Annotated in this window: 21 protein-coding genes, 2 tRNA genes and 1 pseudogene; 8 read left to right on the top strand and 16 right to left on the bottom strand. The window is 68.0% G+C overall.

Translation table 11 applies throughout. From position 1 onward, the window contains the following. The first annotated feature begins 52 nt into the window (after window positions 1–52). Window positions 53–994, top strand: a complete 942-nt coding sequence (gene mutT1, locus BN4348_RS34440) for an 8-oxo-(d)GTP phosphatase MutT1 (RefSeq protein ID WP_066909330.1) — start codon at window positions 53–55, stop codon at window positions 992–994. A gap of 63 nt (window positions 995–1,057) precedes the next feature. Here mutT1 and BN4348_RS34435 read toward each other — a convergent pair whose 3' ends face one another. From BN4348_RS34435 to leuC, 3 genes are all read right to left on the bottom strand, one after another. Then, complete coding sequence (locus BN4348_RS34435) at window positions 1,058–1,678, bottom strand: HU family DNA-binding protein (RefSeq protein ID WP_066909327.1); 621 nt, start codon at window positions 1,676–1,678, stop codon at window positions 1,058–1,060. A 214-nt stretch (window positions 1,679–1,892) separates the two neighbouring features. Beyond that, window positions 1,893–2,489: a 3-isopropylmalate dehydratase small subunit gene (gene leuD / locus BN4348_RS34430; protein ID WP_066909411.1), complete on the bottom strand. Its 597-nt coding sequence runs from the start codon at window positions 2,487–2,489 to the stop codon at window positions 1,893–1,895. A gap of 19 nt (window positions 2,490–2,508) precedes the next feature. Further along, window positions 2,509–3,942 carry a 3-isopropylmalate dehydratase large subunit gene (leuC, locus tag BN4348_RS34425; protein ID WP_066909324.1) on the bottom strand — a complete coding sequence of 478 codons (1,434 nt, stop codon included), beginning with the start codon at window positions 3,940–3,942 and terminating at the stop codon, window positions 2,509–2,511. 63 nt (window positions 3,943–4,005) lie between these two features. On the opposite strand from leuC, the gene BN4348_RS34420 reads away from it, so the two are divergent. Both BN4348_RS34420 and BN4348_RS34415 read left to right on the top strand, forming a co-directional pair. Beyond that, window positions 4,006–4,707, top strand: a complete 702-nt coding sequence (locus tag BN4348_RS34420; protein ID WP_066909321.1) for an IclR family transcriptional regulator — start codon at window positions 4,006–4,008, stop codon at window positions 4,705–4,707. A 42-nt stretch (window positions 4,708–4,749) separates the two neighbouring features. Further along, entirely contained in the window at window positions 4,750–5,262 is a 513-nt protein-coding gene (locus BN4348_RS34415; RefSeq protein ID WP_066909318.1) for a pyridoxamine 5'-phosphate oxidase family protein, read from the top strand. A gap of 5 nt (window positions 5,263–5,267) precedes the next feature. Here the strand turns inward: BN4348_RS34415 and BN4348_RS34410 are convergent. The 4 genes from BN4348_RS34410 to BN4348_RS34395 all read right to left on the bottom strand — a co-directional run bounded on the left by BN4348_RS34410 (window position 5,268) and on the right by BN4348_RS34395 (window position 7,842). Beyond that, a tRNA-Glu gene (locus BN4348_RS34410) sits at window positions 5,268–5,340 on the bottom strand. Between the two features lie 72 nt (window positions 5,341–5,412). Then, a tRNA-Gln gene (locus BN4348_RS34405) sits at window positions 5,413–5,484 on the bottom strand. Between the two features lie 106 nt (window positions 5,485–5,590). After that, the gene (gene gltX, locus BN4348_RS34400; RefSeq protein WP_084453971.1) at window positions 5,591–7,045 is read right to left on the bottom strand and encodes a glutamate--tRNA ligase; all 1,455 of its coding nucleotides are present in this window, start codon (window positions 7,043–7,045) and stop codon (window positions 5,591–5,593) included. Beyond that, a complete protein-coding gene (locus BN4348_RS34395) occupies window positions 7,042–7,842 on the bottom strand; it encodes a fumarylacetoacetate hydrolase family protein (protein WP_066909310.1) in 801 nt (266 codons plus the stop codon). Before BN4348_RS34395 ends, gltX begins: the two co-directional genes overlap by 4 nt. A 68-nt stretch (window positions 7,843–7,910) precedes the next feature. On the opposite strand from BN4348_RS34395, the pseudogene BN4348_RS34390 reads away from it, so the two are divergent. Then, window positions 7,911–8,972: pseudogene (locus tag BN4348_RS34390) on the top strand (MFS transporter); the annotation flags it as partial. 133 nt (window positions 8,973–9,105) lie between these two features. Here BN4348_RS34390 and BN4348_RS34385 read toward each other — a convergent pair. Both BN4348_RS34385 and serA read right to left on the bottom strand, forming a co-directional pair. After that, entirely contained in the window at window positions 9,106–10,116 is a 1,011-nt protein-coding gene (locus tag BN4348_RS34385; RefSeq protein WP_084453970.1) for a 3-isopropylmalate dehydrogenase, read from the bottom strand. After that, on the bottom strand, window positions 10,113–11,699 hold the full coding sequence (gene serA / locus BN4348_RS34380) for a phosphoglycerate dehydrogenase (protein WP_066909304.1): 1,587 nt from the start codon (window positions 11,697–11,699) through the stop codon (window positions 10,113–10,115). The genes BN4348_RS34385 and serA overlap by 4 nt, the downstream gene beginning before the upstream one ends. 29 nt (window positions 11,700–11,728) lie before the next feature. Between serA and BN4348_RS34375 the strand changes: the two genes are divergently transcribed. Then, entirely contained in the window at window positions 11,729–13,156 is a 1,428-nt protein-coding gene (locus BN4348_RS34375; protein WP_066909301.1) for a phytoene desaturase family protein, read from the top strand. Continuing rightward, complete coding sequence (gene wrbA / locus BN4348_RS34370) at window positions 13,153–13,755, top strand: NAD(P)H:quinone oxidoreductase (protein WP_066909298.1); 603 nt, start codon at window positions 13,153–13,155, stop codon at window positions 13,753–13,755. The genes BN4348_RS34375 and wrbA overlap by 4 nt, the downstream gene beginning before the upstream one ends. 61 nt (window positions 13,756–13,816) lie before the next feature. Here the strand turns inward: wrbA and ilvC are convergent, their stop codons facing one another. From ilvC to BN4348_RS34355, 3 genes are read right to left on the bottom strand one after another with little or no spacing between them, the layout of a single operon-like run. After that, entirely contained in the window at window positions 13,817–14,818 is a 1,002-nt protein-coding gene (gene ilvC, locus BN4348_RS34365) for a ketol-acid reductoisomerase (protein ID WP_084453969.1), read from the bottom strand. A 31-nt stretch (window positions 14,819–14,849) separates the two neighbouring features. Then, window positions 14,850–15,356 carry an acetolactate synthase small subunit gene (ilvN, locus tag BN4348_RS34360; RefSeq protein ID WP_066909292.1) on the bottom strand — a complete coding sequence of 169 codons (507 nt, stop codon included), beginning with the start codon at window positions 15,354–15,356 and terminating at the stop codon, window positions 14,850–14,852. After that, on the bottom strand, window positions 15,356–17,224 hold the full coding sequence (locus BN4348_RS34355; RefSeq protein WP_066909289.1) for an acetolactate synthase large subunit: 1,869 nt from the start codon (window positions 17,222–17,224) through the stop codon (window positions 15,356–15,358). The genes ilvN and BN4348_RS34355 overlap by 1 nt, the downstream gene beginning before the upstream one ends. 322 nt (window positions 17,225–17,546) lie before the next feature. Here BN4348_RS34355 and BN4348_RS34350 point away from each other — a divergent pair, with 322 nt between their 5' ends. Beyond that, complete coding sequence (locus tag BN4348_RS34350) at window positions 17,547–17,885, top strand: PH domain-containing protein (protein WP_066909408.1); 339 nt, start codon at window positions 17,547–17,549, stop codon at window positions 17,883–17,885. A 3-nt stretch (window positions 17,886–17,888) separates the two neighbouring features. Here the strand turns inward: BN4348_RS34350 and BN4348_RS34345 are convergent, their stop codons facing one another. Further along, on the bottom strand, window positions 17,889–18,746 hold the full coding sequence (locus BN4348_RS34345; RefSeq protein WP_066909286.1) for a DoxX family protein: 858 nt from the start codon (window positions 18,744–18,746) through the stop codon (window positions 17,889–17,891). Window positions 18,747–18,964: 218 nt separating this feature from the next. Here BN4348_RS34345 and BN4348_RS34340 point away from each other — a divergent pair, with 218 nt between their 5' ends. After that, complete coding sequence (locus tag BN4348_RS34340) at window positions 18,965–20,086, top strand: PQQ-dependent sugar dehydrogenase (RefSeq protein ID WP_066909283.1); 1,122 nt, start codon at window positions 18,965–18,967, stop codon at window positions 20,084–20,086. On the opposite strand, the gene BN4348_RS34335 is transcribed toward BN4348_RS34340, so the two are convergent. From BN4348_RS34335 to BN4348_RS34325, 3 genes are all read right to left on the bottom strand, one after another. Continuing rightward, complete coding sequence (locus BN4348_RS34335) at window positions 20,083–20,622, bottom strand: flavin reductase family protein (protein ID WP_066909404.1); 540 nt, start codon at window positions 20,620–20,622, stop codon at window positions 20,083–20,085. The genes BN4348_RS34340 and BN4348_RS34335 overlap by 4 nt on opposite strands. Window positions 20,623–20,712: 90 nt before the next feature. Then, window positions 20,713–22,221: an Asp-tRNA(Asn)/Glu-tRNA(Gln) amidotransferase subunit GatB gene (gene gatB / locus BN4348_RS34330; protein WP_066909280.1), complete on the bottom strand. Its 1,509-nt coding sequence runs from the start codon at window positions 22,219–22,221 to the stop codon at window positions 20,713–20,715. 35 nt (window positions 22,222–22,256) lie between these two features. After that, on the bottom strand, window positions 22,257–23,343 hold a 1,087-nt coding region (locus BN4348_RS34325; protein WP_066909277.1), incomplete at its 5' end, for a MinD/ParA family ATP-binding protein.

Genomic DNA, 23,343 nt, shown 5'->3' with positions numbered 1-23,343 from the left:
TGGTCGTGCCCCCGGCCGTGCGTACTCGCCGAATTGACCTGCAGGAGTTGAGTTGCCAACCCAGAACTCGTCCGCCAATCGGCGCTCGGGGAGTCGGGTCGTGTACGCCGCGGGCGCTGTGCTGTGGCGACCCGCGGATTCCGGCAACCCCGGCCTCGAGGTCGCCGTCATCCATCGCCCCCGATACGACGACTGGTCGCTGCCCAAGGGCAAGGTGGATCCCGGCGAGACGGCGCCCGTGGCGGCGGTGCGAGAGGTGTTCGAGGAGACCGGTCACGGCGCCGTCCTCGGCCGGCGGCTGGACGTGGTGAGCTACCCGATCGAGCAGGGCGTCAAGAAAGTGCACTACTGGTCGGCGCGCAGCACCGGCGGCGAATTCACACCTGGCAGCGAGGTCGACGAACTCCTCTGGTTGCCGCTCGTCGAAGCCAAGGACAGACTCACCTACCCACACGACCGAAAGATGCTGCGCCACTTCGCAAAACAGCCCGCCGACACGCAAACCGTGTTGGTGGTCCGGCACGGCACCGCCGGCAGAAAGTCACGCTTCAAAGGCGACGACACCAAACGACCGCTGGATAAGCGGGGACGCGCGCAGGCGGAAGCCCTGGTGCCACAACTGCTCGCCTTCGGCGCCTCCGCCGTGTACGCGGCCGACCGGCTCCGCTGTCACCAGACGGTCGAGCCGCTCGCCGCAGAGCTCGGTGTGAGCGTGCACAACGAGCCCGCCCTCACCGAGGAGTCCTACGCCAAGAACCCCAAGCGCGCCCGCCACCGGATGCTCGGCATCGCCCAGGAGGGCGGCACCCCGGTGATTTGCACGCAGGGCAAGGTGATTCCGGACCTGATCGCCTGGTGGTGCGAACGCGACGGAGTGCGCGCCGATAAATCCCGCAACCACAAGGGCAGTACGTGGGTGCTGTCCCTGTCCGGCGGCCGGCTGGTGTCGGCCGACCACATCGGCGGCGCACTGGCCGCCAACGTGCGGGCCTGACACACGAATACCCTCCGGGTGGCGTTGCTGCCACCCCGAAGGGTATCCGCGTATCGGAACCTGTTACCGGCGGCCGCGCCGCGCGGCGGCCTTCTTGGCCGGGGCCTTCCGAGCCGGAGCCTTGCTCGCGGCCTTCTTGGCCGGCGCCCTCTTCACCGCGGCCTTCTTGGCGGGAGCCTTCTTCACCGCGGCCTTCTTGGCGGGAGCCTTCTTCACCGCGGCCTTCTTGGCGGGAGCCTTCTTCACCGCGGCCTTCTTGGCGGGAGCCTTCTTCACCGCGGCCTTCTTGGCGGGAGCCTTCTTCACCGCGGCCTTCTTGGCCGGAGCCTTCTTCACCGCGGCCTTCTTGACAGCACCGCCTGCCACAACACCACGCTTCACTGCTGGTCCTTCCGACGGGAGGCGCTGCGCGCCAGACACAACCGCTTTAAATTGGGCACCGGGCCGGAACGCGGGAACCGATGTCGGCTTTACCTTTACCGTCTCGCCGGTACGCGGATTGCGAGCCACGCGCGCCGCGCGCCGCCGCTGTTCGAACACACCGAACCCGGTAATGGTGACGCTGTCGCCCTTGTGCACCGCACGCACAATGGTGTCGACGACATTCTCGACGGCAGCGGTCGCCTGTCGACGGTCCGAGCCCAATTTCTGTGTGAGCACATCTATGAGCTCTGCTTTGTTCATCCAAACCCTCCGAAGCTAGTGGTCCTCGTTTTGGGAACCGACTAGAGGACACGGTAAACCCTCACCCAGCAAATTTCCAAGAGCCACGCGCAATTTCGCCGACCGAACGGCGAAACTTTTCGCAATCCGGTTGCCGCCCTTGACCGGTGGCGGGACCGGAAATCGGCGGGGTTTAGTTAGCCGACCGAGAAGAAAATCCGTCCCGATCGAGCGTTCAGGAGGCGGGCGAAGTGCGCGGTTTCCACTCCGGGCGTGCCGCCTCGAAGGCCTCAATGTTGTCGAGTTTGCGCAGCGTAAGGGCTATATCGTCGAGTCCCTCAAGCAAACGGTAGGCCGTATGGTCGTCAATCTTGAACGGCAGCACCGCCGTTCCGGCGGTGATATTTCGATCTTGAAGATTGGCAGTGATTTCCAAGCCCGGGCTGCCCTCGATGAGCTTCCAAAGGAGTTCCACGCCGTCCTGAGAAACTTCGGCGGCCAGCAGGCCGGCCTTGCCGGCGTTGCCCCGAAAAATGTCGCCGAATCGAGACGAGATGACCACCCGGAACCCGTAGTCCATGAGCGCCCACACCGCGTGCTCACGCGACGAACCCGTGCCGAAATCGGGCCCGGCGACCAGAACCGAGCCGCGGTCAAAGGGGCTGAGGTTGAGCACGAATGAGGGATCGGAACGCCACGTGGCGAACAAACCGTCCTCGAAACCGGTTCGGGTAACGCGTTTCAAAAACACGGCGGGAATGATCTGGTCGGTGTCGACATTGGACCGGCGCAGCGGCACGCCGATACCCGTGTGGGTGCGAAAGGCTTCCATTTTCATCCTCGCTTCGAAGTCAGTGGGAGTGCAAGTCGGTCGGCGCGGACAGCCTGCCCCGCACCGCCGTTGCGGCGGCGACGGCCGGCGACACCAGATGCGTGCGCCCGCCTTTACCCTGCCGCCCTTCGAAGTTGCGGTTGGACGTCGCGGCGCATCGCTGCCCCGGCGAAAGCTGATCGGGGTTCATGCCCAGGCACATCGAGCATCCCGCCTGGCGCCACTGCGCGCCGGCGGCGGTGAAGATCTCGCCCAGCCCTTCGGCCTCCGCCTGCGCGCGCACCCGCATGGAGCCGGGCACGACCAGCATTCGCACCCCCGGGGCGACCTTGCGCCCGCGCAACACCTCGGCCACCGCGCGCAGGTCTTCGATGCGACCATTGGTACACGAGCCGACGAACACCGCGTCGACGCTGATGTCGCGCATCGGCGTCCCGGGTCGAAGGTCCATGTACGCCAAGGCTTTCTCGGCGGCCTGTCGCTCGCCATCATCGCCGATCAGGTCGGGGTCGGGCACGGCGGCGTCCAGCGGCACCCCCTGGCCGGGGTTGGTCCCCCACGTGACGAACGGGCTCAGCGAGGCCGCGTCGAGATAGACCTCGGTGTCGAAGGTGGCGCCGGGGTCGGTGCGCAGCTGCCGCCAGTACTCGACGGCGGCATCCCATCGCGCGCCGGTGGGCGCGTGCGGGCGCCCACGCAGGAACTCGTAGGTGGTCTCGTCCGGCGCCACCATGCCCGCCCGGGCCCCGGCCTCGATGCTCATGTTGCAGACCGTCATCCGGCCTTCCATCGACAGCGATTCGATGGCGCTGCCCCGGTATTCGATGACGTGACCCTGCCCACCGCCGGTGCCGATCTTTGCGATCAGCGTAAGGATGACGTCCTTGGCGGTCACACCGGCGGGCAGCGCGCCGTCGACATTGACCGCCATCGTCTTGAAGGGGCGCAACGGCAGGGTCTGCGTGGCCAGCACGTGTTCGACCTCCGAGGTGCCAATTCCCATGGCCAGCGCGCCAAATGCGCCGTGCGTTGACGTGTGACTGTCGCCACAGACGATCGTCATGCCCGGCTGGGTGAGGCCCAATTGCGGACCGACGACATGCACGATGCCCTGATCGATGTCGCCCATCGGGTAGAGCAGGACGCCGAATTCGGCGCAGTTGCGCCGCAACGTCTCGACCTGCGTGCGCGAGATCGGGTCGGCGATCGGCTTGTCGATGTCGACGGTGGGCACGTTGTGGTCCTCGGTGGCCAGCGTCAGGTCGGGGCGTCGCACTCCCCGGCCGGCCAGGCGCAGCCCGTCGAAAGCCTGCGGGCTGGTGACCTCGTGCACCAAATGCAGATCGATGTAGATCAGGTCCGGGGCGCCCGCCTGTTCTGATTCGCCCCCCCTCACCACAACGTGGTCGTCCCAGACCTTTTCGGCCAGGGTGCGCGGTCTGTCGGATCCCATCTCGCATTCGCCTCTGTTCGGTCTTTCGCAGTATCTCAGAATATGAGACGCTAGTATCTCGTTATGAGACAGCATAGCGGCATCGGCGTCCTGGACAAAGCGGTGGTCGTGCTGCACACGATCGCGGAATCCCCCTGCGGATTGGCCGAACTGTGCGAGCGAACCGGACTGCCGAGGGCCACCGCCTACCGGCTGGCCGCCGCCCTGGAAGTCCATCGGCTGCTCACGCGCGACGACGCGGGGCGTTGGGGATTGGGCCCGGCGGTCACCGAACTGGCGGCCCGGGTCAACGACCCGCTGCTGGCCGCGAGCGCGGCGGTGCTGCCCGCGTTGCGCGAGACCACCGGCGAGAGCATCCAGCTGTATCGCCGCGAGGGCACCTCGCGGGTCTGCGTGGCCGCCCTGGAACCGGCTGCGGGTCTTCGCGATACGGTTCCGGTCGGCGCACGCTTACCGATGACGGCGGGTTCCGGGGCCAAGGTGCTGCTCGCCTATGCCGACGCCGCCACTCAGAAGGCGGTGCTGCCGGCCGCGAAATTCACCGACCGGACACTGGCCGACGTGCGCCGGCGCGGCTGGGCGCAAAGCGTGGCCGAGCGCGAGCCCGGTGTGGCCAGCGTGTCGGCGCCGGTGCGCGACAACCGTGGTGTCGTCGTCGCGGCGATATCGGTGTCGGGACCCGTCGACCGGATCGGCCGGCGCCCCGGGGCCCGCTGGGCCGCCGATCTGTTGTCCGCCGCGGAAGCGCTCACCCGCCGGCTGTAGCTGCTCGCGGGGCGCTGCAGCGGGCCTGACACACTGACCGCCATGGGAACCAATCAGCGCGCGAGCATCGTCATGTCCGAAGACGAGATCGCCGACTTCGTCGTGAAGAGCCGCACCGGCACGCTGGCCACCGTCGGGCCCGACGGCCAGCCACACTTGACCGCGATGTGGTACGCCGTCGTCGACGGCGAGATCTGGCTCGAGACCAAGGCCAAGTCGCAGAAGGCGGTCAACCTCACCCGGGATCCCCGGGTGAGCTTCTTGATCGAGGACGGCGACACCTACGACACGCTGCGTGGAGTGTCCTTCGAGGGCGTCGCCGAGATCGTCGACGATCCGGACGTCGCGCACCGGGTGGGGGTCAGCGTGTTCGAGCGCTACACCGGGCCCTACACCGACGACATGAAGCCCTTCGTCGAGCAGATGATGAACAAGCGGGTCTGCGTGCGCATCGTCGCCCGCCGCGCCCGCTCGTGGGATCATCGCAAGCTCGGGTTGCCGCAGATGCCGGTGGGCGGATCGACCGCGCCGGCCGCGCTACGGACCGGCCAATAGATTTGTAGCCCCGATGGGATTCGAACCCACGCTACCGCCGTGAGAGGGCGGCGTCCTAGGCCGCTAGACGACGGGGCCAGAACCGATCCGAGCTGCCAGCATAGCTCACGCCAGAAAGGCGACCTAATCGCTGATCGTGCTGCGATATTGCTGGGGTACCAGGACTCGAACCTAGAATGGCTGAACCAGAATCAGCTGTGTTGCCAATTACACCATACCCCATTGGCGACCTAAAACAGCTGGTCACAACGTTTTTGCAGAGTGTCCTGCAACCGCTGCGGCCAACCGTGGACGGCCTTTGTAAACCGCAGTGCAGACTACCAAAAACCTAGACCGCACCGTCGCGCGCGGCCCGCAACCGCCGCAGGCTGCGGTCGCGGCCCAGCAGTTCCAGTGATTCGAACAACGGTGGGCTGATCGTCGTTCCCGTCGCGGCGACCCGGATCGGACCAAACGCCTTGCGCGGTTTGAGCCCCAGGTTGTCGATGAGCGCGGTCTTGAGGGCGTGCTCGATGTCTGCTGTGGTCCAGCCCGCCACGCCGTCCAGCGCGGTCAGTGCCGCGTCCAACACCGCGATGCCGTCCGCGCCCAGCTCCTTGGCGGCGGCCTTGGGGTCGATCGCGTATTCGTCGTCGTTGAGGAACTTCAGCAGGTCCCACGCGTCGGCGAGGACCACGATGCGCGTTTGCACCAGCTCGGCGGCCGTGGCGAATCCAGCGTCGTCGAGCGGAACCCGGTGGCCATGGGTGTCCAGGTACTCGCGCAGCCTGGCGGCGAAATCGCCGGCGTCCAGCATCCGGATGTGCTCGGCGTTCAGCGCGTCGGCCTTCTTCTGGTCGAACCGGGCCGGGTTGGAATTGACGTCGACGACGTCGAAAGCGGCCACCATTTCGTCGAGGCTGAACAGGTCGTGGTCGTCGGCGATCGCCCAGCCCAGCAGCGCAAGGTAATTCAGCAAACCCTCCGGGATGAAGCCCCGGTCGCGGTGGGCGAACAGGTTCGACTGCGGGTCGCGCTTGGAGAGCTTCTTGGTGCCCTCCCCCAATACCGTTGGCAAATGTGCGAATTGCGGGGTGCGCTCGGCGACCCCGATCCGGATCATCGCCTGATATAGGGCGAGCTGGCGCGGAGTCGACGGCAGCAGGTCCTCGCCGCGCAGGACGTGGGTGATCTTCATCAGCGCGTCGTCGACCGGGTTCACCAACGTGTACAACGGATCTCCCGTCGCGCGGGTGAGGGCGAAGTCGGGCACGCTGCCCGCCGCGAACGTGGTCGGTCCGCGCACCAGGTCGTCCCAGCTGAGGTCTTGATCGGGCATCCGCAGCCGCACCACCGGCTGACGGCCCTCGGCCAGAAACGCCGCGCGCTGTGAGTCGGTGAGCTGCCGGTCGAAGTTGTCGTAGCCCAGTTTGGGATTGCGCCCGGCGGCGATGTGGCGGGCCTCGACCTCCCCCGGCGTCGAGAAGGCGTAGTAGGCCTCCCCCGCCTCGAGCAGCCTGGCCACCACGTCGCGGTAGATCTCGGTGCGCTGCGACTGCCGGTATGGGCCGTAGGGTCCACCGACCTCGGGTCCCTCGTCCCAGTCGAGGCCGAGCCAGCGCAGCGCGTCGAGCAGCGCCAGGTAGCTTTCCTCGGTGTCGCGCTGGGCGTCGGTGTCCTCGATGCGAAAGACGAAGGTACCGCCGGTATGTCGGGCGTAGGCCCAGTTGAACAACGCGGTGCGGACCATCCCGACGTGCGGGGTGCCGGTCGGCGACGGGCAGAATCGGACTCGTACTGTCACGACTTTCCTTTGCGGACAACGGGATTGACGAGGCTGCCGATGCCCTCGATCGTGATGGAGACCGTGTCGCCGTCCTCGATGGGACCGACGCCGGCCGGTGTTCCGGTGAGGATGAGATCGCCCGGCAGCAGGGTCATCACCGCCGAGATCCACTCCACGATGGCGCCGACGTCGTGGATCATCAGCGAGGTGCGGCTGTGTTGCTTCACCTGGCCGTTGACCTCGGTGCGCAGTTCGAGGTCCGCCGGATCGACGTCGGTGACGATCCACGGCCCGACCGGGCAGAAGGTGTCATGGCCCTTGGCGCGAGTCCATTGGCCGTCGGCCTGTTGTTGGTCGCGCGCCGACACATCGTTGCCGATGGTGTAGCCAAGGATGCTGTCGGCGGCCTGGGCGGCGGGCACGTCCTTGCACGGGCGGCCGATGACCGCGGCCAGCTCGCCCTCGAAGTGCACGGGTGAGGCGTTGGCGGGCAACCGGATCGGCACATTCGGCCCGATGATCGCGGTGTTGGGTTTGAGGAAGATGATCGGATCCGGCGCCGCCGGGCCCGTCGCGAAGCCGCTCATCTCGGCGATGTGATCGGCGTAGTTCTTGCCGACGCAGACCACCTTGCCGGCCAATATCGGCGCCAGCAGCCGCACGTCGGCCAACGGCCACGAGCGGCCGGTGAAGTTTGGCGTGCCGAACGGGTGCTCGGCGATCTCCCGCGCGATCATCCCGGCGGGATCTTGCAGTTCGCCCTCGATGCTGACGAAGGCGACACCGTCCGGGCTGGCGATTCGACCAAGGCGCATTCGTTGCAGCCTAGTAGCCGTTTTCAGAGTTACCGCGGCCGGTGTCGGCCCTGTGCAAGCATGGATTGATGCCGACGGGCGACGCCACGCTCAGCGCGGGAGCGCGCTGGACGGTGATGCTCGTCGCGCTGTTTGTGACGGCCAGTTCCTTCCTCTTCATCAACGGCATCGCCTTCCTGATCCCGTCGCTCGAGGACCGGCGCGGAATTCAACTGACCGAGGCCAGTCTGCTGTCGTCGATGCCCAGCTTGGGCATGGTGGTCACGCTGATCGGATGGGGCTACGTCCTGGACCGCGTGGGCGAGCGGGTCGTGCTGACCACGGGTTCGGCGTTGACCGCGGGTGCGGCCTACGCGGCGGCATCGGTCCATTCGATGGTCTGGATGGGCGTCTACCTGTTTGTCGGTGGCATGGCCGCGGCGAGCTGCAACACCGCCGGTGGTCGTTTGGTGGCGGGCTGGTTCCCGCCGCAGCAACGGGGGCTGGCGATGGGCATCCGCCAGACCGCACAACCGCTGGGGATCGCCGTGGGCGCGTTGGTGATGCCCGAGTTGGCCGAGCGCGGTCCCCATGGGGGGCTGATGTTTCCGGCGTTCGTGTGCAGCGCGGCGGCGGTGGCCAGCACGGTCGGCGTCGTCAACCCGCCGCGCAAATCCCGGAAGACGGCCACTCGATCGGAGCTGGCCAGCCCGTATCGCGGATCCTCGGTGCTATGGCGCATCCACGCGGTCGCGGGCCTGCTCATGATGCCGCAGACGGTGACGGTCACTTTCATGCTGGTCTGGCTGATCAACCACCACCACTGGTCGGTCGCGGCGGCAGGCGGCCTGGTCACCCTTTCGCAGCTGCTCGGCGCGGCGGGCCGCGTCGCGGTCGGCCGCTGGTCGGATCGGATCGGCTCGCGCATGCAACCCGTCGCCGTCATCGCCGCGGCCGCCGCGTTGACCCTGTTCCTGCTGGCGCTTTCGGACCTGGTGGATTCGCGGTTCGACATCGCGCTCATGGTCGCGATCTCGGTGATCGCGGTGCTCGACAACGGGCTGGAGGCGACCGCCATCACCGAATTCGCCGGATCGTTCTGGAGCGGGCGCGCGCTGGGCATCCAGAACACCACCCAGCGGGTGGTGGCGGCCGTCGGCCCCCCGCTGTTCGGTGTGCTGATCAGCGCGGCGAAGTATCCGCCGGCATGGGCGCTGTGCGGGCTGTTCCCCCTGGCGGCCGTGCCGTTGGTGCCGATCCGGTTGTTGCCGCCCGGCTTGGAAACTAGAGCGCGGCTGCGATCCGTTCGCCGACTTCGCTGGTGGCGCGCCGTTCGTTCCCGCGAGTCGCCAGGTGATTCTCGACGGCACGGTCCACCCGGGCGGCGGCATCGTCCTCGCCGAGGTGGGCGAGCAGCAGTGCCACCGACATGATGGCCGCGGTGGGATCCGCGATGCCCTGGCCGGCGATGTCGGGTGCGCTGCCGTGCACCGGCTCGAACATCGACGGGTTGGTGCGGGTGGCGTCGATGTTTCCACTGGCGGCCAAGCCGATTCCGCCGCACACCGCCGCGGACAGGTCGGTGATGATGTCGCCGAACAGGTTGTCGGTGACGATCACGTCGAAGCGGCCGGGGTCGGTGACCATGAAGATGGTGGCCGCGTCGACGTGTTGGTAGGCCACCTCGACGTCGGGATACTCCTCGCCGACCTCGGCCACGATCCGCGACCACAGCTTCCCCGCGAACGTCAGCACGTTGTTCTTGTGCACCAGCGTCAAGTGCTTGCGGCGCAACATCGCCCGTTCGAACGCGTATTGCACCACCCGACGCACGCCGAACGCGGTGTTCAGGCTCACCTCGGTGGCCACTTCGTGCGGCGTTCCGGCGCGGATCGCGCCGCCGTTGCCGGTGTAGGGCCCCTCGGTGCCCTCGCGGACCACGACGAAGTCGATGTCGGGGTTTCCCGCGAGCGGGCTGCTCACCCCGGGATACAACCGACCCGGCCGCAGGTTCACGTGGTGATCCAGCTCAAAACGCAGGCGCAGCAACAGACCTCGCTCCAGCACGCCGCTGGGCACCGAGGGATCGCCGACGGCTCCGAGCAGGATGGCGTCGTGCGCACGCAATTCGGCGAGCACCGAGTCCGGCAGCAACTCGCCGGTGGCGCGGAAACGGCGGGCGCCGAGGTCGTAGCCGGTCTTCTCCACGCCCGGCACCACGGCGTCAAGGACTTTGACGGCCTGCGCCACCACCTCCGGCCCGATGCCGTCGCCGCCGATCACCGCGAGCTTCACGACAAGTTGACCACTTCGAGCTTCTTGGCGCTCACCGCGGCCGCGATCGCCGACCGCACATCCTCGGGCACGTCTTGGTCGACTCGCAGCAGGATCGTCGCGAACGGGCCCTCGGCGTCCTCGGACAGTTGGGCCGCGTGGATGTTCACCCCGGCTCCACCGAGCAGGGTGCCGATCTTGCCCAACGCCCCCGGCTGGTCGACGTAGTGGACGATCAGGTTGGTGCCTTCGGCGCGCAGGTCGAAGTGGCGCCCGTTGATCTGCACGATCTTCTGCACTTGCTGCGGCCCGGCCAGCGTGCCGGCGACGTTGACGGCCGCACCGTCGTGGGCGACGCCCCGCACGTCGACCATGCTGCGGTAGTTGGGGCTTTCCGAGGCCGTCGAGATCTCGGCCGAAACGCCGCGTTCGGCGGCCAGGGCCGGCGCGTTGACGAACGTCACCGGGCCCTCGACGACGGCCGAGAACAGCCCGCGCAGGGCCGAAAGCTTCAGCACCTCAACGTCTTCGGCGGCGAGCTCGCCGCGGACCTGCACCGACAACGACACCGGCGGCGAGTCGGACAGCGTGGCGACCAGCACGCCGAGCTTGCGCGCCAGGTCCAGCCAGGGTGCCACCTCCTCGTTGACCACGCCGCCGCCGACGTTGACCGCGTCGGGAACGAATTCGCCGGCCAGGGCCAGCCGCACGCTCTCGGCGACGTCGGTGCCGGCCCGGTCCTGGGCTTCGGCGGTGGACGCCCCCAGGTGCGGTGTGACCACCACCTGCGGCAGCTCGAAAAGCGGGCTGTCGGTGCAGGGTTCGGTGGAGAACACGTCGAGGCCGGCGGCGCGCACCTGCCCGCCGTTCACGGCTTCGGCCAGCGCCGCCTCGTCCACCAGGCCGCCGCGCGCCGCGTTGACGATGATGACGCCCGGTTTGGTCTTCGCCAGCGCCTCCTTGTCGATCAGGCCCGCGGTCTCCGGCGTCTTCGGCAGATGCACCGAGATGAAATCGGCCCGAGCCAGCAGGTCGTCCAGGGACAGCAGCTCGATGCCGAGTTGCGCGGCCCGGGCGGGCGCCACGTACGGGTCGTAGGCGACCACGTGGGTGCCGAAGGCCGCGATCCGTTGCGCGAACAACTGCCCGATCCGACCCAGCCCGACGACACCGACCGTCTTGCCGAAAATTTCGGTGCCCGAAAACTTCGACCGCTTCCAGGTGTGCTCGCGCAGCGTGGCATCGGCCGCGGGGATCTCACGCGCGGCGGACAGCAGCAGCGCCATCGCGTGTTCGGCGGCACTGTGAATGTTCGACGTGGGGGCGTTGACCACCAGCACCCCGCGGGCCGTGGCGGCGTCGACGTCGACGTTGTCCAGGCCGACCCCGGCGCGGGCCACGATCTTCAGCTTGGGAGCGGCGGCCAGCACCTCGGCGTCGACGGTGGTGGCCGACCGCACCAGCAGCGCGTCGGCCTCGGGCACGGCCGCCAGCAGCTTCGGCCGGTCGGGCCCGTCGACCCAGCGCACCTCGACCTGGTCCCCCAGGGCGGCGACGGTTGATTCGGCGAGTTTGTCGGCAATGAGTACAACAGGCAGAGTCACGCGGCCAGCCTATCGGCTGTAATTGACCGGTGGACGTCACCGTCGTCGGCAGCGGGCCCAACGGCCTCACCGCGGCCGTCATCTGCGCCCGCGCGGGCCTGAAAGTGCAGGTCGTCGAGGCGCAGCCGACGTTCGGCGGCGGCGCCCGCACCGCCGCCGACAGCGAATTCCCAGGAGTCTCACACGATGTGTGCTCGGCGGTTCACCCGCTGGCGTTGGCGTCGCCGTTCTTCGCCGAGTTCGACCTGCCCGCGCGGGGCGTGCGGCTGGCGGTCCCGGAGATTTCCTATGCCAACCCGCTGCCGGGCCGCCCGGCCGCCATCGCCTACCGGGATCTGGCGCGCACCTGCGCCGAGCTGGAGCACGGCGCGTCCTGGCGGCGGCTGCTGGGCCCGTTCGTCGAGGATCCCGCCGGCGTAGTCGACTTCGTGTTGAGCGACAAGCGCTCGGTGCCCGGACATCCCGTCACCGCCCTGCGAGTGGTGTTGCGGATGCTCGAGCAAGGCACGCCGCTCTGGGGGATGCTGCACGGAGAGGACGCCCGCGCGTTGCTCAGCGGCGTGGCCGCCCATGCAGTTGCGCCGATGCCGTCGGTAACCACCTCTGCGCTCGGCATGATGCTTGCGATCCTGGCCCACGCCGGTGGCTGGCCCGTTCCGGTCGGTGGCAGCCAGGCGATTACCGACGCACTGCTGCACGACTTCACCTCCCACGGTGGCGAATTGGTGCTCAACGAGCCGGTCACAAGCCCCCCGCCGGGAGTGGTGATCTACGACACGCCGGCCAGGGCGCTGCTGGACATCTACTGCGACGCACTGCCCCCGAGGTATGTAAAGACGTTGCGACGCTTGCGAACCGGTGCCAGTGTCACCAAGGTCGACTTCGTGCTGTCCGATGCCATCCCCTGGACGGACGATCGCCTGTCCGCGACGGCGATGTTCCACCTCGGCGGGACGCGCGGACGGATGGCGCTTGCCGAAGCCGAGGTCGCCGCGGGGCGGCATGCCGAATGGCCGATGATCCTGGCGGCGACGCCCCACGTGGCGGACCCGAATCGAGTTGACGCACAAGGGCATAGACCGTTCTGGACGTACGTCCACGTGCCTCACGATTCATCGCAGGATCAGACCGAGACAGTGCTGGGGATCGTTGAACGATCCGCACCCGGGTTCCGCGATGTCGTATCCGCTGTTCGGTGCGTGCCCGCTTCCAGATTGGCCGAGCACAACGCCAATCTAGTCGGCGGCGACATCACCGGCGGCGGCAACAGCGCCTGGCGCGCCGTGGCGGGGCCGACGCTGCGGTTGAACCCGTGGAGCACCCCGATCCCGAAGGTCTACCTGTGCTCGGCAGCGACCCCACCCAACGGCGGTGTGCACGGCATGTGCGGCTACTACGCCGCCCGCACGATGCTGCGCCGCGAATTCGGCCTGGGCATGCCTACGCTGGCTCCATGACCAAACTCGCGATCATCTACTACTCGGCCACCGGTCATGGCACCTCGATGGCCCAGCGCGTCGCCGCGGCGGCCGAGTCGGCCGGCGCCGAGGTCCGCCTTCGGCACGTCGCCGAAACCCACGACCCGGCATCGTTCGCCCACAACCCGGCGTGGACCGCTAACTACGAAGCGACCAAGGACCTCCCGGCGGCCACCGCCGACGACATCGTGTGGGCGGACGCGGTGATCTTCGGCTCCCCGACCCGCTTCGGTTCGCCCGCAGCGCAATTGCGCGCCTTCCTCGACTCGCTGGGTGGGCTGTGGGCGCAGGGCAAGCTCGCGGACAAGGTGTACGCGGCCTTCACGTCGTCCAACACGCTGCACGGCGGCCAGGAGACCACCCTGCTGGCGCTGTACATCACCTTGATGCATTTCGGCGGCATCATCGTGCCGCCGGGTTACACCGATCCGGTCAAGTTCGTCGACGGCAACCCGTACGGCGTGAGCCTGGTGTCCACCCACGACAACATCCACGAATTCGATGACGCCACCAACAACGCCCTGGACCACCTGGCGCGCCGGGTGGTCCGTACGGCCGGCCGCCTCCGCGACACATAAACGTTTGCGACGACACGAAAACCGTAGCAGCGGTTTATGTTTCGAGGCAGGCGGCTGACCCTTACGCCGTCTCGGTGATCGGGCGGTCCACCCAGCTCATCAGGTCGCGCAGCTTCTTGCCGGTGACCTCGATGGGGTGCTCGGCGTTCTCCTTGCGCAGCTGCTCGAGTTGCTTGTTGCCGCCCTCGACGTTGGCGACCAGCTTCTTGACGAAGTCGCCGTTCTGGATGTCGCGCAGGATCTCCCGCATCCGGTCCTTGGTGCCTTCGTCGATGACGCGAGGACCCGACAGGTAGCCGCCGAACTCGGCGGTGTCGGACACCGAGTAGTTCATCCGGGCGATGCCGCCCTCGTACATCAGGTCGACGATCAGCTTGAGCTCGTGCAGCACCTCGAAGTACGCCATCTCCGGCGGGTAGCCCGCCTCGACCATGATGTCGAAACCGGCCTTCACCAGTTCCTCTGTGCCGCCGCACAACACGGCCTGCTCACCGAACAGGTCGGTTTCGGTCTCGTCCTTGAAGGTGGTCTTGATGACGCCGGCCCGGGTGCCGCCGATCGCCTTGGCGTACGACAGCGCCAGCGCCTCGCCCTGCCCGGTCGGGTCCTGCTCGACCGCGATCAGACAGGGCACGCCCTTGCCGTCGACGAACTGGCGGCGCACCAGGTGGCCGGGTCCCTTGGGGGCGACCATCGCGATGGTGACGTCGGCGGGCGGCTTGATCAGGCCGAAGTGGATGTTGAGCCCGTGACCGAAAAACAAAGCGTCGCCGGCCTTCAGGTTGGGCTCGATGTCGTTTTTGAAGATGTCGGCCTGAGCGGTGTCGGGCGCCAACAGCATGATGACGTCGGCCCACTTGGCAACCTCCGCGGGGGTGTCGACGTCCAGGCCCTGCTCGGACACCTTGGGCCGCGACTTGGAACCCTCCTTGAGCCCGACGCGCACCTGCACGCCGGAGTCGCGCAGGCTCAGCGAGTGCGCGTGCCCCTGACTGCCGTATCCGATGACGCCGACCTTGCGGCCCTGGATGATCGTCAGGTCCGCGTCGTCGTCGTAGAACATCTCTAATGCCACGGTTGAATATCTCCTTTGTCTACTTGGCGGTGCCCATGCCGCGCGGACCGCGGGACAGCGACACCATTCCGGATTGGGCGATTTCGCGGATGCCGAACGGCTCCAGCACGCGCAGGAACGCCTCGATCTTGCCGCGGTCACCGGTGGCCTCGATGGTCAGCGATTCCGGTGACACGTCGATCACCTTGGCGCGGAACAGGTTCACCGCTTCGATCACCTGACTGCGGCTGCCGGCGTCGGCGCGCACCTTGATCAGGGACAACTCTCGCGACACCGAGTTGTCGTCGTCCTGCTCGATGATCTTGATCACGTTGATCAGCTTGTTGAGCTGCTTGGTGATCTGCTCGAGCGGCGTCTCCTCGGCGGAGACCACGATCGTCATGCGCGACATGTCCTTCTGCTCGGTCGCGCCGACCGCCAGCGACTCGATGTTGAAGCCGCGCCGGGAGAACAGCGCCGCCACCCGCGCGAGCACACCGGGTTTGTCCTCGACCAGCACCGACAGCGTGTGCGTTCTGGTGTGCATCAGGCGTGCCCTTCGGTTTCGTCGTCGAACAGCGGGCGAATGCCGCGGGCGGCCTGGATCTCGTCGTTGCTGGTGCCGGCGGCCACCATCGGCCACACCTGCGCGTCGGCACCGACGATGAAGTCGATCACCACCGGGCGGTCGTTGATCGCGCGCGCCGCCTTGATCACGTCGACGACGTCTTCCGCACGCTCGCAACGCAATCCGACGCAACCCAGCGCCTCGGCGAGCTTGACGAAGTCGGGGATGCGGTGCGAGTGCGTCGCCAGGTCGGTCTGCGAATAGCGCTCCTGATAGAACAGCGTCTGCCACTGGCGCACCATGCCCAGGTTGCCGTTGTTGATCAGCGCCACCTTGATCGGCGCGCCCTCGATCGCGCAGGTGGCCAGCTCCTGATTGGTCATCTGGAAGCAGCCGTCCCCGTCGATCGCCCACACCTCGGCGTCGGGGCGGGCGATCTTGGCGCCCATGGCCGCGGGAATGGCGAAGCCCATGGTGCCCAGCCCGCCGGAATTGAGCCAGGTGCGCGGCTTCTCGTAGGAGATGAACTGCGCGGCCCACATCTGGTGCTGACCGACACCGGCGACGTACACGGCGTCCGGGCCGGCGATCTCGCCCAGCTTCTCGATGACGTACTCGGGGCTGAGGCTGCCGTCGCTCTGCGGCCCGTAGCTCAACGGGTAGGTGGACTGGACGCCGTTCAGGTAGGCCCACCAGTCGGTCATCTCGATGTTGCCGGGGATGTCGTGGTGGCGCAGCATCCCGATGAGGTCGGTGATGACGGCCTTGACGTCGCCGACGATCGGCACGTCGGCGTGCCGGTTCTTGCCGATCTCGGCCGGGTCGATGTCGGCGTGGATGACCTTGGCCTCCGGGGCGAAGGAGTCGAGCTTTCCGGTCACCCGGTCGTCGAATCGGGTGCCCAGCGCGATCAGCAGGTCGCTGCGCTGCAGGGCCGCCACCGCGGCCACCGTGCCGTGCATGCCGGGCATGCCCATGTGCTGCGGATGGCTGTCCGGGAAGGCGCCGCGCGCCATCAGCGTGGTGACCACCGGGATGCCGGTCAGCTCGGCCAGCTCGCGCAGCTGCTCGGTCGCCTCGCCGCGGATGACCCCGCCGCCGACGTAGAGCACCGGTTTGTGCGCGGCCGCGATCAGCTTGGCGGCCTCGCGGACCTGCCGGTTGTGCGGCTTGGTGTTCGGCTTGTAGCCGGGCAGGTCCATGCGGGGCGGCCAGCTGAACGTGCACTGGCCCTGCAGCACGTCCTTGGGGATGTCGACGAGCACCGCTCCGGGACGGCCCGAGGCGGCGATGTGGAACGCCTCGGCCAGCACCCGCGGGATGTCGTCGCCGGAACGCACCAGGAAGTTGTGCTTGGTGATCGGCATCGTGATGCCCGAGATGTCGGCCTCCTGGAAGGCGTCGGTCCCGATCAGCCCGCGCCCGACCTGACCGGTGATGGCGACGACGGGGATCGAGTCCATCTGGGCGTCCGCCAGCGGCGTCACCAGATTGGTGGCGCCGGGACCCGAGGTCGCCATGCAGACCCCGACCTTGCCGGTGGCGTGCGCGTACCCGCTGGCCGCGTGGCCGGCGCCCTGCTCGTGGCGAACCAGCACGTGGCGCAGCTTTTTCGAGTCGAACAGCGGGTCGTACACCGGCAGCACAGCGCCGCCGGGAATCCCGAAGATCACCTCGACGTCGAGTTCCTCCAACGACCGGATCACCGATTGCGCACCGGTAAGTTGCTCCGGCCCAACGCGTTTCGGCTGTGCCGCCGGCGCCTTTGCGGCGGGTTTCACGGCGTCGGTGGCGACGCTGGCCGCGTCAGGCGGCCTCGGTGATTGTGGCTTGGTGGGTGCGCTCACTGTCGTCCTCGCCCTCTTGTCCCGTCTGGTCACGCTTCGTTATGTCTGGTTGCCGCGCAAGAAAAAACCCCCGTCAGCTCGGCCGCTGAACGAGGGTTGCGCGTTGGTGCCGGATAGCTTCACATGCCGAAGAGCTGGTCAGCCACCAACGCGCTGACTAAGTACTACGAGCATTCCGGGCTTTCCGGCGGTGTCCATAGCGTCCGACGGTAGCCTTCGCACAGCTCAGGAGTCAAATCCGGGTCCGGTGTGCGGCCCGGGCCGCCGGTGAAAGGATGCTCGGGTGCCTACCGATTCCCCCGTGGTGATCAAGGTGTCGCCGATGGCCCAATTCGCCGTCGGGTTCTTCACCCTCGGCCTGCTGATACCGGTGCTGGCCTGGCCGGTGTGCGCGCCGCTGCTGATCATCCCGGTCGTGTTGTCCGCGTTGATCATCCGGCTGCGGACGGTCGCCGACGGGCAGGGCGTGACCGTCCGGACCCTGCTCGGCAGCCGGGCGGTGCGCTGGGAAGAGATCGAGGGACTGCGCTTTTCCCGCGGGTCCTGGGCGCGCGCACGCCTCAAAAGCGGCGCGGAGCTGCGCTTGCCCGCCGTCACCTTCGCGACGCTGCCGCAGCTGACCGAGGCCAGCTCGGGGCGGGTGCCCAATCCCTACCGATGAGGGTCAGGCGATCGGGTTGACCCCGTTGAGCAGCACCCACACCGCGACGCCGGCGGCGATGCCGGCCAGCAGGGCCACGAACGACCCGATGAACGGCCGGTGCGCCCAACCCCGGTTCGCGTCGAGGCCGTAGCGGCCCGGTCCGCACAGCACGACCGCGGCGGCGAGGACGATCAGGGTGATCTGGTATTCGTGTCCCTGCGGCAGGAAGTACGAGAACGCGTGTGAACGGGAGCCTCCCGAAACGGTGGCCAGCAGTTCGTTGATCAGGAACGCCAGCGCGCCCGCCGCGGCTATCGGGGTGAACAGTCCCAATATCAGCAGCACGGCGGCCACGATCTCACCGCCCGCGCTCACGTAGGCGAGGATGTCGGCGTGCTGGTAGCCGACGTCGGACAGCGAATTCTTGAGCCCGGTCAATCCCCCGCCGCCCCACCAGCCGAACAGCTTCTGCAGCCCGTGGGCGCCGAGCACCACGCCCAGCCCGACCCGCAACACCAGCAAACCCAGGTGTTGGGTGCCGCGCCTGCCGACCTCGCGATGCCGCTCGTCGTCGGGCTCCGCGTCGATCTGGGCCGGCTCGGTGGCCGAGATCGGCGCCGCCTGCGCCACCGCCGCCGGCTGGACGTACGGCAGGGGTTCCTGCTGGTCGAGCAGGTGGTATCCGCCCGCGCCCGGCCCGGCGTGCTGGTTGGGGTCCTGGTAGGGGATGACCGTGGTGGTTCCGAAATCGCCCGGGTACCCGACCGGCGTCAGGTCATCCTCGGGGTCGACCAGGCGCGCCGAAGCGGGGCGCCCGGGGATCGGCTCCGGGGCTTCGCCCGGCCGCTGCCAAGGTGCGTCATTCGATTGACTGGTCACGGGTGTCAGGGTAAGGGCAAAAGGGCCCGAATCGGGGATTTGAGCGGCGCTTTCGCCGGTTAGTCCGCCAAATCGGCCCGAATCGGTCAAAAATGGCCTTCCCGCGCGTGCGCAACTGGCGAAAACGGTGAAATCGGCGCTCCACCGGCGGCGCGTGCGCAGCCGGACACGGGCAGGCGTGTGGCGGCGGTGCGCGCACAGTCCGTAGCCTGTCGATCATGCGGATACGGGGCTCGGTTCGCGGCGTGGTGGCCGCGCTCTCCGCGCTGGTGCTGGTCGCGAGCGGGTGCGCGCGGTTCAACGACGCCCAGTCCCAACCGTTCACGACCAACCCAGAACTCAAGCCCCAGCCGAGCTCCACGCCGCCCCCGCCCCCGCCGCTGCCGCCGACGCCGTTCCCCAAGGCCTGCCCGGCGCCGGGGGTCATGCAGGGCTGCCTGGAGAGCACCAGCGGCCTGATCATGGGCCCCGACAGCAAAACCGCGCTGGTCGCCGAGCGCACCACCGGCGCCGTCAAGGACATCTCCGTCAGCGCCGAGCCGAAGGTGAAGACGGTCATCCCGGTCGACCCTTCCGGTGACGGCGGCCTGATGGACATCGTGCTGTCGCCGACCTATCAGCAAGACCGGCTGATGTACGCCTACATCAGCACGCCCACCGACAATCGGGTGATCCGGGTGGCCGACGGGGACATCCCGAAGGACATCCTGACCGGGATCCCCAAGGGCGCCACCGGAAACACCGGTGCCCTGATCTTCACCAGCCCCACCACGCTGGTGGTGATGACCGGCGACGCCGGCAACCCGGCGCTGGCCGCCGACCCCAAGTCGCTGGCCGGCAAGGTGCTGCGCATCGAGCAGCCGACCACCATCGGCCAGGCGCCGCCGACGACCGCGCTGTCCGGCGTCGGCTCCGCCGGCGGCATGTGCATCGACCCCGTCGACGGCTCGCTCTACGTCGCCGACCGCACCCCCACCGCGGATCGCTTGCAGCGCATCACCAAGACCTCGGAGGTCTCCACGGTGTGGACGTGGCCGGACAAGCCCGGCGTGGCCGGCTGCGCGGCGATGGACGGGACCGTGCTGGTGAACCTGATCAACACCAAGCTGACGGTCGCGGTGCGGCTCGCGCCGTCGACGGGCGCGGTCACCGGCGAACCCGACGTCGTCCGCAAGGACACCCACGCCCACGCGTGGGCGCTGCGGATGTCGCCGGACGGAAACGTCTGGGGCGCAACGGTGAACAAGACCGCCGGGGACGCCGAGAAGTTCGACGACGTGGTGTTCCCGCTGTTCCCGCAGGGCGGCGGCTTCCCGCGGAACAACGACGACAAGACCTAGACGGGCCCGTCGAGGGTGAACCTGATGCCGTACTTGCGCGGCTCGGCGGCCGGCCTGTGCAGGACGAACCGCTCCGGCGCCTCGTGGCCGGGTTCGAGGTCGTCCAGGTCGGAAAGGTAAAGCACGTCTTCGTAGGCCTCCGGTACCCATCCGGCGACGGGTTCCACGATGTAGGCCACGTGATCCGCGATATCGATCCAGTGCGCGGTCCTCCCGACGAACCACGCGATCGCCTCGTCGAGGATCGGCATCTCGTTGGGGCCGGCGCGCCACGAGCAGTGGCCGAATTTGTCGGTTCCCTCGTCCGTCTCGCGGTCGAACAGCTCGGCGAGGGCCACCTGGTGTTGGGCCAGCACGTGCACCGCCAGGTGCCCGGATCGGCGCGCCGCGTCGCAGGTGGCGCTGCTGCGCGGGATCACCACCATGAAACTCGGGGGCCGCACGCTGGTCTGAGTGGCGAAACTGATCAGGCAACCCGAGGGCTGACCCTCGGTCTGGGTGGTCACGACGAACACCGGGCCGTCCAGTATTGCCATCAGGTCGTCGAACACATCACCATCATGGGTCCGCACNAAAACACTTTTTGCCCCCCCTATTTCCGTGGGGTCGGCTCGCGGCGGTGCCGGTCAGCCCTGGCCGCAGGCGGCCAGGACGAGTTCGCGCACCCGCGCCGCGTCGGCCTGTCCGCGGGTGGCCTTCATCACCGCGCCGACGATCGCGCCGGCCGCGGCCACCTTGCCGCCACGGATCTTTTCGGCGACATCAGGATTGGCGGCCAGGGCCTCGTCGACGGCGGCCTGCGTCACCGAGTCGTCGCGCACCAGCGCCAGACCGCGCGCGGTCATCACCTGCTCGGGTTCGCCCTCCCCGGCGAGCACGCCCTCGACCACCTGGCGGGCCAACTTGTTCGACAGCTTGCCCTCGTCGACCAGCGCGATCACCGCGGCGACCTGGGCCGGGGTGATGGCCAGCTCGTCCAACTCGACGCTCGCCTCGTTGGCCTTCTGCACCAAGAAGTTTCCCCACCAGGCGCGGGCCTGCTCGCTCGACGCGCCGTGCTTGACCGTCTGGATCACCAAATCGACGGCGCCGGCATTGACGAGGTCGCGCATCACCTCGTCGGACACGCCCCACTCCTCCTGGATCCGCTTGCGGCTCAACCACGGCAGCTCGGGGATGGTCTGCCGCAATTGTTCGACGAGCTCGCGGCTGGGCGCGACGGGCTCCAGGTCGGGCTCGGGAAAGTAGCGATAGTCCTCGGCGGTCTCCTTGGTGCGGCCCGGGCTGGTGTAGCCGGATTCGTGAAAGTGCCTGGTTTCCTGGGTGATCCGGCCGCCGGAGGACAGGACGGCGCCCTGGCGCTGCATTTCGTAGCGCACCGCGACCTCGACGCTTTTGAGCGAGTTGACGTTCTTGGTTTCGGTGCGGGTTCCGAACTCCGTTGTCCCCGTCGGCATCAGCGACACGTTGGCGTCACAACGCATCGAGCCCTGATCCATCCGGACGTCCGATACGTCCAACGCGCGCAACAGGTCTCGCAGCGCGGTGACATAGGCCCGGGCGATCTGCGGGGCCCGCGCACCGGCACCCACGATCGGCTTGGTGACGATCTCGATCAGCGGAACGCCGGCACGGTTGTAGTCGATCAGCGACGTCGTCGCGCCGTGGATGCGGCCGGTCTCGCTGCCGATGTGGGTCAGCTTGCCGGTGTCCTCTTCCATGTGCGCCCGCTCGATCTCCACCCGCCAGCTGCTGCCGTCTTCCAGCGGCGCCTCCAGGTAGCCGTTGATGGCGATGGGCTCGTCGTACTGCGAAATCTGGTAGTTCTTCGGCATGTCCGGGTAGAAGTAGTTCTTCCGCGCGAAGCGGCACCAGGGCACGATCTCGCAATTCAGCGCCAGCCCGATCCGGATCGCCGACTCCACCGCCGCCCTGTTGAGCACCGGCAGCGAACCGGGCAGCCCGAGGCACACCGGGCAGACCTGGGTATTGGGTTCGGCGCCGAACGTGGTGGAGCAGCCGCAGAACATCTTGGTCGCGGTGGACAGCTCGACATGCACCTCGAGGCCGAGCACCGGGTCGAAGCGCGCGATGACCTCGTCGTATTCCATCAGGTCCGCGGCGGCAACAGTCATGCCGTCGATCGTAGTGGTGATCGCGAGGGCGCCGCTCAGCGCCCGTGTGGCGCTCGCCGGGCCCCTAACCGGAGGTTTGGCTGCGCGCCTTGGTCGGGAAACATGTCGGCGATCGCGGCCGCCATCTCCAGGTAGCTGCGCCTGCTGTCCTTGCTCAGGCGATCCAAACCGATCTCCTTGCCGTCGTGCACATGCCGGTCGAAGGGCAGCACGACGGTCGCCGCGACGCGGTTGGACAACAGATCGAGCTCCTTGGCGGCCACCACGCCGACCCTGCCCGCCTCGACGTGGTTGATCGCGAGCACTGTCGAGCTCAACAATCGCTGATAACCGTTGTTGCGCAACAAGTCAAGCGTCGTCTTGGTCTTCCGTATCGCGTCGATGGACGTGCTGGTGACCACCACGAGCGCCCGGGCCTCCGGCAGGACGGCGTCCATCACGGCCGAGTTGACCGCCTTGACGCAGTCCACCAACAACACCGAATAGTGCTTGCGCAGAACCGAAAATGCCTTGCCCACGTCGTGCCGCTCCAGCCGCCAGTCGGTGCGCGCATAGTCCGGCAGCCCGAGAACTTCGAGCCCGAAGCTGTTCTTGTAGGTGTGTGCCCGCACGTCCGAATACCGCGTGGCGGCGTCGTTTCGGAGCAGATCGGCCATGCTCAGCGGGTTCCGGCGACCGTGGCGCTCCGCCAAGTCGCCGGCGTCGATGTCCACGGCGACAACCCGGTCGTCGCGCACGGCGGCGAAGGTCGAGCCCAGCGCCTCGACCACCACGGTCTTGCCGACACCGCCCTTGAGGTTGAGCACGGCGATAGGGAACGCACCGCCGACGGGCGTGCGGATGCGGTCCCGCAACCCCCGTTCGTACGCCGAGGCTTTGCCCGGGCCGACGTTGATCCCGGTAAGCCGGCGGATCAGGTCGCGCCAGTTGAACCTCGCGGAGTCGTCAGGCTCCGCCTGGTCGAGGCCGTCGAGCGCCATCCCGCCGACCGCCAACTCGGGGCGAGGCCGCGGTGGGACGCGCCGCGCCGGGGCGGGCTTGGTGGGCGGGGGTTGCGGCACTGTGGGCGATACCGCATCGGCGTTGGCGCGCCAGTCCGGCGGCGGCCGCTGACGGCCCGGC

This window comes from Mycobacterium interjectum (genome assembly GCF_900078675.2).
Taxonomy (GTDB): Bacteria; Actinomycetota; Actinomycetes; order Mycobacteriales; family Mycobacteriaceae; genus Mycobacterium; species Mycobacterium interjectum.
The sequence above is the reverse complement of the archived record's forward strand: the minus strand, read 5'-3'. Positions and strand labels throughout refer to the sequence as shown.